A 12227-nucleotide genomic window follows, 5' to 3' on the forward strand; every position below is an offset into this window, starting at 1 on the left:
CCGTTTCAGTCTCCGCGCGATCGGCAGGCCGTCAAAATGCCGCGCAGCAGATCGATCGGCGGCGGTGGACATCCAGGAATCGTCACATCGACGGGCAGCACCGACGAAACGGGACCGCACACCGCATAGCTGTCGGCAAAGATGCCGCCCGTGCACGCGCACTCGCCGGCTGCGACGACCAGCTTCGGCGCCGGCGTCGCCTCGTACGCGGCAAGCACGGCTGCCTTCATGTTGAGCGTGACGGGGCCGGTCACGAGGAGCAGGTCTGCATGGCGCGGGCTGGCGACGAATTTGATCCCGAGCCCTTCGATGTTGTAGTACGGGTTGTTCAGCGCGTGGATCTCCAGTTCGCAGCCGTTGCACGAACCCGCGTCGATCTGCCGAATGCACAACGCGCGGCCGAGGAGGTCGAGAATGTCCTGACGAATCTGCTGTGCCTCGTGTCGCCAGGCGGCTTCGGCGGTCGGCACGGGCTCGTCGGGGAATTCGGTGCGCGCGAATTGACGGATGAGTTGCCACATCAGAGATCGTGCCCCGCGTAGTTCAGGTTGAACGATTTATTGATCAGCGGGAAATCGGGAACGATGTTACCGATGATCGCGTGCTCGAGCGCTGGCCAGTTCTGCCAGGACGGATCGTGGCAATGGCAGCGCGCGATGGCATCGCCCGGCGCCGTCTCGAGCGCGACGAACACGTCGCCGCGCCAGCCCTCCACCCAGCCGATTCCCCTGGATGGCGCCGCCGCGGGCGTGACGGTGGTGGCGATCGGCCCGTCCGGGAGAATCGCCAGCAGTTCGCCCATCAGGCGCAACGATTCGTCGATTTCGGCAAACCGCACGGCGACCCGCGCGGCCACGTCGCCGCGCGGGTCGCTTGCCGCCTTGACGGCCAGGTTGCCGTAAGGGGCCGGCCGCAGGTTCGCGCGCACGTCGAATGTCTCGCCGCTGGCGCGCGCGGCCATGCCGCGCACGCCGAAATGCGCGACGACGTCGGCATTCAATCGGCCGGTACCGAGAAACCGGTCCTGCAGCCCGGACTGGTCCTCGTAGATCTTCCGCATCACGTGTACTTCGCGTGCGATGCGTTTGCACTGTTCGGTGAGCGCCGCCGCGTCCTCGGGGTAAATGTCGACGGCCAGCCCGCCCGGCACGATTCGATCCATCAGGTATCGATGCCCGAAGATCCCGTCGTTGGTCCGCACCCAGTTCTCCTTGAGTCGCGAGAACTGCGCGAGACCGAACGCGAATCCGGCGTCGTTGCCGAGCGCGCCGAGGTCGCCGAGGTGATTGGCGATGCGCTCGAGTTCGAGCAGGAGGGCGCGCAGAACCAGCGCACGCGCCGGCACGGCTGTGCCGCACGCCTGCTCGAGTGCCATGCAGTAGGCCCACGAGAACGCAACGCTCGAATCGCCGGCGACGCGGCCCGCAACGCGATGGCCGTTCGACGCGGCAGTTCGTTCGAACAACCGTTCGACGCCGCGATGCACATAGCCGAGCCGCTCCTCGAGCCGAAGCACCTTCTCGCCGACGACCGAAAACCGGAAATGGCCCGGCTCGATGATGCCGGCGTGAATCGGCCCGACCGCGATTTCGTGCACGCCGTCGCCGGCAACCTGCACGAACGGATAATCCGCTTCGTTCGATTCGAACCGCTCGATTCCGGTCGCCCGCTTTTGCAGCGGAAAGTAGTCGCCGGGCCAGTTGCCGTGATTGAGCCACGGGCGCGTGTCGCGCGCATCGCGCTCGCGCAGCCCGGTCAGGTCGAAAATCGCGCGCTGCATGCGCGTTGCGGCGGGAAACGCGCCCGCCAGATCGGGATAGTCGCCGTCGGCACGCGGTTCCGGCCCGGTCGCGAGACGCACCCACAGGACGCCGTCGTCGCATTCGTAAGCCGCGTTGACCGAAAATACGCGCTCGGGCGTTTCGCCGCCCCACATCGCGACGAGCCGGCTTCGCTCCGTCCGCGCGGCATGCGCGATGTCGAGCCATCGCGCTTCGTCGACGTCAACCACGGTAGCCGGAACCTGGCCTGCTTCGTGCCCGAGGCGAGTCGAGCCGTCCGCCTGAATCAAGTCGAGTCGCATCGCTTATCCTGCCAGCATCGTTGCAGCCTGGCGATACCACATCGCCAGATAAGGCGGCACGTACAGACCCAGCATCAGGCCGAGCCCCAGATGCACGAACACCGGCAGCAGCGCCGGCCGGTGTTCGAGCGGCGTCGCCGTCGTCGTTTCGCCGAACACCATTCGCTGCACGCGCGCGAAGATCGCCGCGAACGCGACGGCGAGCCCGAGCAGCAGCAACGGCGCGGTCCACGGGAGCGCGTTCATCGCCGTCGTCAGGATCAGGAATTCGCTCGCGAACACGCCGAACGGCGGCAGCCCGAGAATGGCAAGTGCGCCAAGCATCAATGCCCAGCCGACCGTCGGGCTGACCTGCAGCAGCCCGCGAATGCCGTCGATCGCCTGCGTGCCGGCCTTCTGCGCGGCATGACCGACCGCGAAGAAGATCGCCGACTTGACGAGGGAATGGACCGTCATGTGCAGCAACCCGGCGAACATCGCGATCGGGCCGCCGAGCCCGAATGCGAACGTCATCAGGCCCATATGCTCGATCGACGAGTACGAGAACAGGCGCTTCACGTCCTTCTGCCGGAACAGCGAGAACGACGCGATCAGGACCGACACGAGCCCGAACCCGACCAGCAATCGCCCAGGCAGGCCGTTGCCGAGCGCGCCGTCGGCCAGCACCTTGCAGCGCAGCACCGCATACAGCGCGACGTTCAGCAACAGGCCGGACAGCACCGCCGAAATCGGCGTCGGACCTTCGGCGTGCGCGTCCGGCAGCCAGCTATGCATCGGCACGAGGCCGACCTTGGTGCCGTAGCCGACCAGCAGAAACACGAAGGCGATCGACACGATCGTCGGATCGAGCTGCGTCCTGATCGCGGCCAGGCTCGTCCACAACAGCGCGTCGCCGTCGGTCAGTTGCCGGCTCGCTGCAAGATACAGCAGGATCGTGCCGAACAGCGCCTGGGCGATGCCGACGCCGCACAGGATGAAGTATTTCCATGCGGCTTCGAGGCTCGCGGCGGTGCGGTAGACGCTGACGAGCAACACGGTGGCGAGCGTTGCGGCTTCCATCGCGACCCACAGCACGCCGACGTTGTCGGTCAGCAGCGCGAGCAGCATCGCGAACATGAAGAGCTGATACATGCTGTGATAGAGCCGCATGCGTGCGGCGGTCATCCGGCCGCGGGCTTCCTCGATCTGCATGTAGGGCCGGGAAAACAGCGAAGTCGTCCAGCCGACGAACGCCGTGAGTGCCACGAGATAGACGTTGAGCGGATCGACGAAAAACGCGCGTCCGAAAGCGAACGACGGGCCGTGCTCGACGGTGCGCGCGGCAAGCACCAGCGTTGCCGCGAACGTCAGGAAGCTGAAGCCGACGTTCAGATGGCGCGCGACCCGGCTCGGCCGCACGCAGGCAAGGCACGCCGCTCCCGCGAGCGGCAGGCCGAGCACGGCGAGCACGACGTGGGCGTCAGTCATCTTTGAGTTTCTCGAGGTGATGGATGTCCAGGCTGTCGAACTGCTCGCGAATCTGGAACATGAAGACGCCCAGGATCAGGATCCCGATCAGCACGTCGAGCCCGATGCCGAGCTCGACGATCATCGGCATGCCGTTGGTCGCGGCCGCCGCCGCGAAGAACAACCCGTTTTCCATCGACAGAAAGCCGATCACCTGCGGAATGGCCTTCGCGCGCGTGATCATCGCCATGAACGACAGCAGCACGCATGCGAGCGCAATGCCGAGCGTGCCGCGTGCGACCGATGTCGCGAGCTGGCTGATCGGCGCCGCGACATTGAACGCAACGATGACGAGCACGATGCCGATCAGCAGCGTGGTCGGGATATTGATGAGCGGCTCGACGTCGGTCTTGACGTCGAGCCTGCGAACGAGCCGATACAGGAACCACGGAATCACGCCGACCTTCAGCACGAGCGTCAGCGCGGCGGACACGTACAGGTGCACGTCGTCCGTGACGAAGCCGAGGATCAGGTTCGCCGACACGAGCGCGACACCCTGCAGTGTATAGAGATGGATCAGGGACAGGATCCTGCGCTGACTCAGCATCGCGAACGACAGCATCAGCAGCACGGCCGCGAGGAAATTGATCAGTTGTGTCGCGTAGGCGTGCATTCATGCTCCCAGCAGCAGATGGACGAGCATGCCGATCACGGCCAGCAGGAAGGCGGTCGCCAGGAATTCCGGTACCCGGAAGATGCGCATCTTCGCGTTGGCCGTTTCGACCACGGCGAGCGTGGCGCCGCCTGCCGCAAGTTTGACGAAGAGCACCGGCACGGCCAGCAGCAGCGCAACCGGATCGCCCGCATTCGCGATGCCCCAGGGCACGAACAACGCGAGACCGATGCACGAATACGCGAACAGCTTGAGGCTTGCCGCCCACTCCATCAAGGCAAGATGCCGTCCCGAATATTCGAGGATCAGCGCCTCGTGGATCATCGTGAGTTCGAGATGAGTGGTCGGATTGTCGACCGGCAGCCGCGCATTTTCGGCCAGCGCGACCAGAGTGAACGCGATGCCGGCGAACGCCAGGCTCGGATAGATCGTGAGCTCGCCGCGGCCGAGTGTCGCGACGATGCTCGTCAGCAGCGTCGACTGCGTAATCAGCGAGGCAGACAGGAGCACCATCAGCAGTGCCGGCTCCGCGAGGAAGCCGATCAGCATTTCGCGGCGGGCGCCGAGCGTGCCGAACGCCGTGCCGACGTCCATCGCCGCGAGCGACAGTGTGACGCGCGCGAGCGCAAACAGGCCGACGAGCGCGATTGCATCGGCGGCGGGCGACAGCGGCAACTCGGTCGACAGGGTTGGCACGATCGCGCACGCGAGCGTCATGGCGGCCCAGACGACATAGGGCGCGCCGCGGAACACGGGGCTCGCGCCGTGCGCGATGACCGATTCCTTGTTGAACAGCTTGTGGAGCATCCGGTACGGTTGCCAGATGGACGGCGCACGCCGGTTCTGAAGCCAGGCGCGGCATTGGTTGACCCAGCCCGTGAGCAATGGCGCGGCCGCGATCGCTATCACGATTTCGAGAGTCTGCGAGATGACGCCGGACAGGGTTACCATCGTCTCACCAGCATCAGAAGCACGATCAGCACGACGAAACTGTATGTCAGGTAAACCGCGATCTTGCCTGTCTGCAGGCGGCCCGCCCAGTCGGCGATGCATTGCGTCAGTGCCGCGATGCGCAAGTAGAGCGCGGACCAGGTGCGATCGGTCACCGACACCCGGTAGGCCGGCTGTGCGTCGAATGGCGACGGCAATTGCCGCTCGATGTGAAGCAGCGGTGCGAAGATTTCGCGGATCGGCTGCCCGAATCCCTCCGCCGTATCCTGCATGCGCGCGGTCGTGAACGGGAAGCCGCAGCCCCACGGCGCCGCGCGGCGCAGCCGGCCGTGATAGAAACGCCGCACCAGCACCCACGCGAGTCCGCAGCATGCGATGAAGAACAGCATGAACGCCGCGGGCATGTAGCTCGCGCGAGCGGCCGATATGGGCGCGAACAGCAGCCAGCCGTGATTGTCCGCGCCGACGCCGGCGCCGACCAGCGTGTGCGTGACGCGATCCAGCAGCTTGACGAACTGCGCCGGCATCAGCCCGAGCAGCACGCTGGCGGTCGCGAACCAGCAGAACGCGAGCCGTTCCCACGTGTTCGCATCGCGGGCGCGGTTCAGCTTCGCTTCTCTCGGTTGCCCGAGGAACACGATGCCGAAGAACTTGACCATCGTGTAGCCGGCCAGCGCGGCTGACATGGCGATCAGCGCGGCGGCGATCGGCACGGTCATGGCGAGCACCGAATCCGGCAAGCCTGGCGCGAACAGGAAACTCTGCAGCAACAGCCATTCGGCCGCGAAACCGCTGAGCGGCGGCAAGCCCGCGCTCGCCGCGACACCCGCGAGCACCGCCCATGCGGTCCAGGGCATGAAGCGAATCAGCCCGCCGAGCTTGCCGAGGTTGCGCTCGCCGGTGGCGTGGAGCACGGCGCCCGTGCCCAGGAACAGCAAGCTCTTGAATGCCGCGTGCGCGACGATTTGATAGAGCATCGCGGTCAGCGCGAGCGCGGACAGGCTCGTCATCCCGTATGCGCGAAACAGCACGGCAAGACCGAGCGCAACGATCATCAGGCCGACGTTGTCGATCGACGAATAGGCGAGCAGGCGTTTCATGTCGGTCTGGATGGTGCTGAACACCACGCCCAGCAGCGCGGTGCTGATGCCAAGCACGAGCAGCAGCACGCCCCACCATGCGATCTGCACGTGCAACAGGTCGAACAGGGTGCGCAGCAGGCCGTACAGACCAACTTTCAACACGAATCCGCTAAGGAGCGCCGAGACGGGTGACGGTGCCGCGGGATGGGCCTCCGGCAGCCACACATGCAGCGGGAAGATGCCGGCCTTCGCGCCGAACCCGACGAGCGCGAACAGGAAGGCGAACGATGCGGAGAAGGTATCCAGCGACTGCGCGCGCAGGTTGGCGAAGGTGTAGTCGCCGGTTCGCGCCTGCAGAATGCCGAAGCAGAGCAGCAGCGCGAGCGCGCCGACGTGCGAGATCAGGAAATACAGATATCCCGCACGGCGGATCTCGCCGATCCGGTGATTGGTCATCACGAGAAACGTCGCGGACAGCGTCAGCGTCTCCCAGGCGACCATGAATACATATGCGTCGTCCGCGATCAACACCAGTGCGATGCTTGCGACGCAGACGTGGTATTCGAAGCAGATCAACCCGGGCGCGGATCCTTCGCCCTTGCGGAAATAGCCGGCTGAAAAGGCGCCGATCCCCGTGCTGACGAGGCCCAGCACGAACAGGAAATAGCCGGACAAGCGGTCGAGACGCAGATGAAAGGGCAGGCCGGGAAGCCCGATCGGCAGCACGGCGGCAGACGGTTCGGCAAAGATGCCGGCGAGGCCCGCCGCGGCGGCGAACAGTCCGACCAACGCGCCGAGCGGAAAGAGGCCGTGGGCCACGAGCCGCGTGCGACGCAGCGCCCCGAGCCCCAGCGTGCCGACCGCGAGCCACGCGGCCACGGCCAGCAGGACGAAGTGGACGACCGGCACGGGTGCCATCCGGAATGTCTCCAGTACGCTCGGGTTGGACGAGGTGGTTGGAATGGCCGCTTCTCCCGCGACGTATTCCTGCCCGCATTATGACACCGAAAGGCCAATCCGGATAACAAGGTATGATAATGTCGTTATCATTAAAGTCTCATGAATCCTCGGATGGAGCAGGCGCACGTGGCGGTTTGGCGCGGCGTTCCGGGTTCCGCCCAGGGCATCGTTGTCCCCGATCCGGGCGAATGAGGGAAGATCCTATGCCAGCGCAGTACTTCCGAGGCCTGACGGGAAAACACCGTAGCGCGGCCGCGAACCGCCAGCTCGGGTTTTCGCTTGCCTTTGTTGCCGGAGCAACCAATGCCGGCGGTTTCCTCGCGGTCAAGCAATACACGTCCCACATGAGCGGGATCGTGTCGGCGATTGCGGATCAGACGGCGCTCGGCGACATCCGGCTCGTGCTGGCCGGAGTGGGTTCGCTCGCGTCGTTTCTGGTGGGCGCCGGCTGCTCGGCGATGCTCGTCAACTGGGGGCGCCGCCGCGGCTTGCAGAGTCAGTATGTGCTGCCGTTGCTGGTCGAAGCCGCGCTGCTGCTCCTGTTCGGGCTGCTCGGCAGCCATCTCGCGCTGTGGGAAGCGTTCTTCATGCCGGTCACGGTCATCTTGCTGTGCTTCATCATGGGGCTGCAAAACGCGATGATCACAAAGCTGTCGGGAGCGGAAATCCGCACGACGCACATGACGGGCATCGTGACGGACCTCGGCATCGAGCTCGGCAAACTCTTTTACTGGAACCGCTCGAATGCAGATGTGCACGCGCAGGCGGTGATCGCGAACCGCGCGAAGCTCAGGATTCACGGAACGATGCTGGCGTCGTTCTTCGTCGGGGGGCTGGCCGGCGCAATCGGCTTCAAGCATGTCGGCTACGTGTCGACCGTGCCGCTTGCCGCGGTGCTCGTCACGCTGGCGATCGTGCCCGTTGTCGACGACGTGCTTGAATATCTCTATCGGCTCGACCGCAGGTCGTGAGCCGGTCGCCGAGCGGGGCCAACACGTGTGTGACGAATGTTTTCCGGTGCTGGTGGCAAGGGCCGGTGCATTATAATTGGATTAGCATATTCGCCGACTCTGTCCTGTAATGGAAACGAAAACCGCACGCTTGACCATCCTGATCGATCCCGCCAAGAAAGAAGCATTCGACATGCTCTGCGCGGAGCAGGACCTCACACCCTCGCAAGTCGTGCGGCAGTTGATTCGCGAGTATCTCGAGGAACACGGCGTGAGCTACAAGACGAAAAGCACACTCGGCAAGCGGGTGAAGCGAAGCGCGGGCTGAGTTCGCAAGCCGGCTAGACGTCGATTTCCCAGTGTGCATGCCCCTGCGCATGCCAGATCAAGCGCTTTGGATCGAGGCGCTCTCCTTCCTTCATGCGCCGAGCGGTTGACGACAGCTTGAGTGCGCCGGCAAACGCGAACGAGCGCGCGCGTTCGAACAGCACTCGCCTCGATGGCAAACGAAGCGGCCCTTTCCAGGCGAAAGCGACGTAATTGCTGTCGTCGTCGCAGCGGACAACCGCGTACGAAGGGCCGAACACGCAGCCCAGGCGCGCGATGTGAGCGGGCAGCGACGGGTCGTCGTCCGCCAGATTGATCGCGAGCACTCCGGAATCGCTCAATCGCTCGCGACAGGCGGTAAAGAACGCGATATCCGCACACCGGCTCGGCATGCCTTCCGCGACGAAGGCATCCAGCAGGATCACGTCGGTGTGGACATCCTCCCGCGTCACGTACTCCGCGCCATCTGCACAGATCACCTTGAATCGAGAGTCGTCCGCAGGAATCCTGAACACGTCGCGTAGCGCGATGACTTCCGGATTGATTTCGACCGCGTCGATGGTCACGGCGGGCAGATGCCGATAGCAGTACTTTGCCAAGGAGCCGCCGCCGAGCCCGATCATGCATATATGTTCGGCGGCCGGCTGCAGCAGCAAACATCCCATCATGGTTCGCGTATAGCCGAGCGCCAGTTTGTCGGGCGTGCGCAGCGACATGAAGCTTTGGGTGGCCTGGTGATCGAAGTGCAGCGAGATGGCGTGCTGCGTCTCCAGTACGTACGGTCGCCCGTCATTCACCGGGGTCGACAGAAAGTCGACGAACGCATCGTAGGATGTTCGGTCATGCTCCATGCTCGATCGATCCGGGTAGGCAAGTTGTTGGGGGCGCGTGCAGCGAACGGCAACGACAAGCGGGTTCGCCGTCGGTGAGCACGCGACGTCACGCTTTCTTGAGAAAGCCCGCGTTGAGCATGACGCCGCCCATGTCGGTCTTGCGGTCGCCGTTGTGATTGCTGCCGACGAGACGGATGCTCTTGACCTCGGGGCCCATCTTCAACGCGATCGACGAACCCTTCACGCACAAGTCCTCGATCAGCACGTCGGAATCGCCGTCCGACAGGGCGGTGCCGTTCACATCCTTGACCACGCGTTCTACCGATTCGTCTATGGATTCGGTGCTGGCGCCGGCCGGCCTTTCGTGACCGCACTCCACGCGCACGGTCAGCGAGCCGTCCGGGGCAGCGTTCATTGCGACTTTCATTTGTCAGATTCGGGAGAGGCAGGGGAAAACGGGCGTGCATTTTCATCACCGAGGTTGCCATCGTGCAGTCAGCCCGCGGGTGCGTCCAGCTCAAAGTTTGATGTGCGCATTATTATAATGCGATACACATTTGTTTATTGCTGTCTTATAATCGCATCTTGCCGCCGATCGCCGGAGTTGCGGGCGGATTCGCGGAGGTAGTCGACATGTTCGATCTGGATGGGGTGCTACTGCTACCCGATCGGCGGCCCGTATTCCTGCCGGAGGTCGCGGGAAGCCGAGGGCTTATCGTTGTGGGTGTCGGACGCGGTGGCGAGCGCGGCTTCCAGATGGTTCACCGCTTCCATGATGCGGCTGAACGGCTCGCGGCTGCCGGTATCCATCTGGCCTTCGTTTATCCGAGGGAATCGGCTCGGCATGTGATGGATCCGATCTCGGTGGCCAGTGCGCGGTTCCGGCACTACCCGCGTCTACTTCTCGATGCAGATGGCTGCTGTTTTGCGCAGGGTGTGCCTCCTCGATTGCTCAATGCCGTGTATCTGAGCAGCGAGATGAAGCGTCTCGCCGGTTTCGAGATCGACGTGCGCAATGCGGCATGGGAAATCGAGTTCCAGGCGTTTCTGATGGCCTGCCAGGTCGCCCAGTCCCATTGAATACCAGGGATCTGTCTCACGGCACGCGCGAGGAACATGGCAACCGTCGTCCATTTCGAAAAGGGTTCCGCATGGAGCCGGGACGGTGCGAACTCCGTCCTTGATGTGCTCGTGGACACGGCGCGCCGTCTCGACAGCGTCATCCTGTTGATCGCGAACGGGCGTCGCGGGAATGCAAAGGACGGCATGGCGGTTTCGTCGCTTCAGGTGCGTCGCTGCATGTCCGCGCAAGTTCTTTCCTGTATTTGCAAGCGACTTCGTCTCGCTGGGCTTTGAAGGCCGTGAGATGTCCTCCGTACACACCGAGGTCGGCGTCAGATGCGACTGGACACGCCTGAGTGCGTGTCTTGCCACATTTGAGCTCGAGACATGCAGCACCCTTGACCATGATCAAATCTTTGGAGACGCCATGAGCGACAAGGAAACTTCGACGGTTCAAACTATCTCCGCCTCCGCGATCTGGGCGCTCGAGCGCCTTGCCGATATTCGTTATGGTCGCGATACGCCCGCGCTTGGCTGGTCCATCACCCGAGAACTCATTGGCGCTGGATTCGTGCGCTATCCGACGAACGGTCGAGGAAGCGTTTCGATTACGGCAGCCGGGCAGACGTTCCTGAAAAATCGGAAATAGTGCTTGTCGACGTCGCTCGGGAATCGCACGGTCGCGTTGATTCAAACATCCAAGCGGAGTCGTTCATGTTGTGGGCGGTTGCGTCTGATATGGAAAGCGCCAACGCGGCAGTGCGCGGCTGCGGATTGCTGTCGCGCGCGCAGATGAAGAACGTATCGCTGCGGACATGACAAAAGGCTGAACGTGCTTTCCTTCCTGCGGTCCCTTTTTGTTCGGCGCAAATTTCGCCGGCTTCCGGTGGTTCGTTTTCAATCCAGGCCGATCGATCTGGGCGTCGACGGTGCCCTGCATTCGGGCTGGGAAGTCCGATCCTGGAGGTGTCCGGCGGTACCGTCGGCGCGGCGACATACAGTCTGGCGCCTCGAACCGATCGGGTCTACGTTCATCGACTGGAAATTCTCGCGTCAATGAGACGCCGCGGCTATGGTCTTGCCTTCCTGTCGTATTTGCATCGAACGTACCAGTTGCCGATCACCGCCATCGACGATCTACCGGAAGTCCGACCGTTCTGGCGCGCGGCGAGAACCTTTCAATCCGGAACATTGCGGGTAACGGCCGGACAATCATCCGATGAGTTCCGCGACGAACTGCTTCAATGGCGGCATCGGCAGGCGGTCATGCTCGCATTGCGCCCCCAATCAAAAAAATCATCGGATTCCTAGACAAACGCGCATGCCGCCCCTCGCGTAAGCGGCCTTGCTCGCCGGTCATGCGCGACATAGATTGTCTTCATCGAGATCCGATTTTCAGGAGGGGCCATGGAACTGTTCGTCGAACGCGTTGACGTTTGGGCGGCCACCATCGAGGACAAGCCGGGCGGTCTTGCACGCGTGTTGAACGCGTTGCGGGATGCTGGCGCGGATTTGCAATTCGTTGTCGCCCGGCGCTCACCGGAAGCACCAGGCAAAGGGGTCGTATTTGTCGCGCCGCTGCAGGGAGACAAGGAGATCCGTGCTGCCACGCAGGCGGGATTCAATGCCACTTCAGGCCTTCACTCCATCCGTGTGATGGGACTGGACCAAGCGGGGATCATCGCGGAACTGACTCAGAAGCTGTCGGACGACGGGATCAATCTTCGCGGCGTATCCGCTGCCGTGCTGGGCTCGCAGTTCATTGCTTATCTCGCGCTCGACTCGCTGGCCGACGCCGAGCGGGCGATGGACGTTTTGCAAAGGGCTTGACTAGCCGTTGTCTCCCGCTGCCTTTGCGTG

15 protein-coding genes are annotated in these 12227 nt (G+C 63.6%); 7 read left to right on the plus strand and 8 right to left on the minus strand.

What is annotated here, in order from left to right; all coding sequences use genetic code 11:
* Nucleotides 1-5 precede the first annotated feature (5 nt).
* From WS87_RS30095 to hyfB, 6 genes are read right to left on the minus strand one after another with little or no spacing between them, the layout of a single operon-like run.
* Nucleotides 6-521, minus strand: a complete 516-nt coding sequence (locus WS87_RS30095) for an NADH-quinone oxidoreductase subunit B family protein (RefSeq protein WP_059816890.1) — start codon at nt 519-521, stop codon at nt 6-8.
* The gene (locus WS87_RS30100; RefSeq protein ID WP_059816887.1) at nt 521-2083 is read right to left on the minus strand and encodes a hydrogenase large subunit; all 1563 of its coding nucleotides are present in this window, start codon (nt 2081-2083) and stop codon (nt 521-523) included. The genes WS87_RS30095 and WS87_RS30100 overlap by 1 nt, the downstream gene beginning before the upstream one ends.
* Nucleotides 2084-2086: 3 nt before the next feature.
* The gene (locus tag WS87_RS30105; protein ID WP_059816884.1) at nt 2087-3550 is read right to left on the minus strand and encodes a hydrogenase 4 subunit F; all 1464 of its coding nucleotides are present in this window, start codon (nt 3548-3550) and stop codon (nt 2087-2089) included.
* Entirely contained in the window at nt 3543-4202 is a 660-nt protein-coding gene (locus tag WS87_RS30110; RefSeq protein ID WP_059816882.1) for a hypothetical protein, read from the minus strand. The genes WS87_RS30105 and WS87_RS30110 overlap by 8 nt, the downstream gene beginning before the upstream one ends.
* Nucleotides 4203-5153: a respiratory chain complex I subunit 1 family protein gene (locus WS87_RS30115; protein WP_059816879.1), complete on the minus strand. Its 951-nt coding sequence runs from the start codon at nt 5151-5153 to the stop codon at nt 4203-4205. It lies immediately after the preceding gene.
* Nucleotides 5147-7153 carry a hydrogenase 4 subunit B gene (gene hyfB / locus WS87_RS30120; protein WP_059816876.1) on the minus strand — a complete coding sequence of 669 codons (2007 nt, stop codon included), beginning with the start codon at nt 7151-7153 and terminating at the stop codon, nt 5147-5149. The genes WS87_RS30115 and hyfB overlap by 7 nt, the downstream gene beginning before the upstream one ends.
* A 245-nt stretch (nt 7154-7398) precedes the next feature.
* Here hyfB and WS87_RS30125 point away from each other — a divergent pair, with 245 nt between their 5' ends.
* The gene (locus WS87_RS30125; protein ID WP_059536764.1) at nt 7399-8166 is read left to right on the plus strand and encodes a YoaK family protein; all 768 of its coding nucleotides are present in this window, start codon (nt 7399-7401) and stop codon (nt 8164-8166) included.
* A 109-nt stretch (nt 8167-8275) separates the two neighbouring features.
* On the plus strand, nt 8276-8473 hold the full coding sequence (locus tag WS87_RS30130; protein WP_059536760.1) for a ribbon-helix-helix protein, CopG family: 198 nt from the start codon (nt 8276-8278) through the stop codon (nt 8471-8473).
* Between the two features lie 13 nt (nt 8474-8486).
* On the opposite strand, the gene WS87_RS30135 is transcribed toward WS87_RS30130, so the two are convergent.
* Both WS87_RS30135 and WS87_RS30140 read right to left on the minus strand, forming a co-directional pair.
* Entirely contained in the window at nt 8487-9323 is an 837-nt protein-coding gene (locus WS87_RS30135; RefSeq protein ID WP_059816875.1) for a spermidine synthase, read from the minus strand.
* Between the two features lie 88 nt (nt 9324-9411).
* A complete protein-coding gene (locus tag WS87_RS30140) occupies nt 9412-9732 on the minus strand; it encodes an alkylphosphonate utilization protein (RefSeq protein ID WP_059816873.1) in 321 nt (106 codons plus the stop codon).
* 206 nt (nt 9733-9938) lie between these two features.
* Between WS87_RS30140 and WS87_RS30145 the strand changes: the two genes are divergently transcribed.
* The 5 genes from WS87_RS30145 (at nt 9939) to WS87_RS30165 (ending at nt 12197) form a co-directional block, all read left to right on the plus strand.
* Complete coding sequence (locus WS87_RS30145; protein ID WP_082750575.1) at nt 9939-10385, plus strand: hypothetical protein; 447 nt, start codon at nt 9939-9941, stop codon at nt 10383-10385.
* A gap of 36 nt (nt 10386-10421) precedes the next feature.
* Nucleotides 10422-10661, plus strand: coding sequence for an HPr family phosphocarrier protein (locus tag WS87_RS30150; protein ID WP_082750574.1), 240 nt, complete (start codon nt 10422-10424; stop codon nt 10659-10661).
* A gap of 133 nt (nt 10662-10794) precedes the next feature.
* Nucleotides 10795-11016 (plus strand): hypothetical protein, encoded by a 222-nt coding sequence (locus tag WS87_RS30155; RefSeq protein WP_059693189.1) that lies wholly within the window; start codon nt 10795-10797, stop codon nt 11014-11016.
* Between the two features lie 317 nt (nt 11017-11333).
* The gene (locus tag WS87_RS30160; protein ID WP_236873299.1) at nt 11334-11678 is read left to right on the plus strand and encodes a hypothetical protein; all 345 of its coding nucleotides are present in this window, start codon (nt 11334-11336) and stop codon (nt 11676-11678) included.
* 96 nt (nt 11679-11774) lie between these two features.
* The gene (locus WS87_RS30165) at nt 11775-12197 is read left to right on the plus strand and encodes an ACT domain-containing protein (protein ID WP_059816871.1); all 423 of its coding nucleotides are present in this window, start codon (nt 11775-11777) and stop codon (nt 12195-12197) included.
* Nucleotides 12198-12227: the final 30 nt, after the last annotated feature.

It is taken from the genome of Burkholderia sp. MSMB0856 (assembly GCF_001524645.2).
Taxonomy (GTDB): Bacteria; Pseudomonadota; Gammaproteobacteria; order Burkholderiales; family Burkholderiaceae; genus Burkholderia; species Burkholderia diffusa.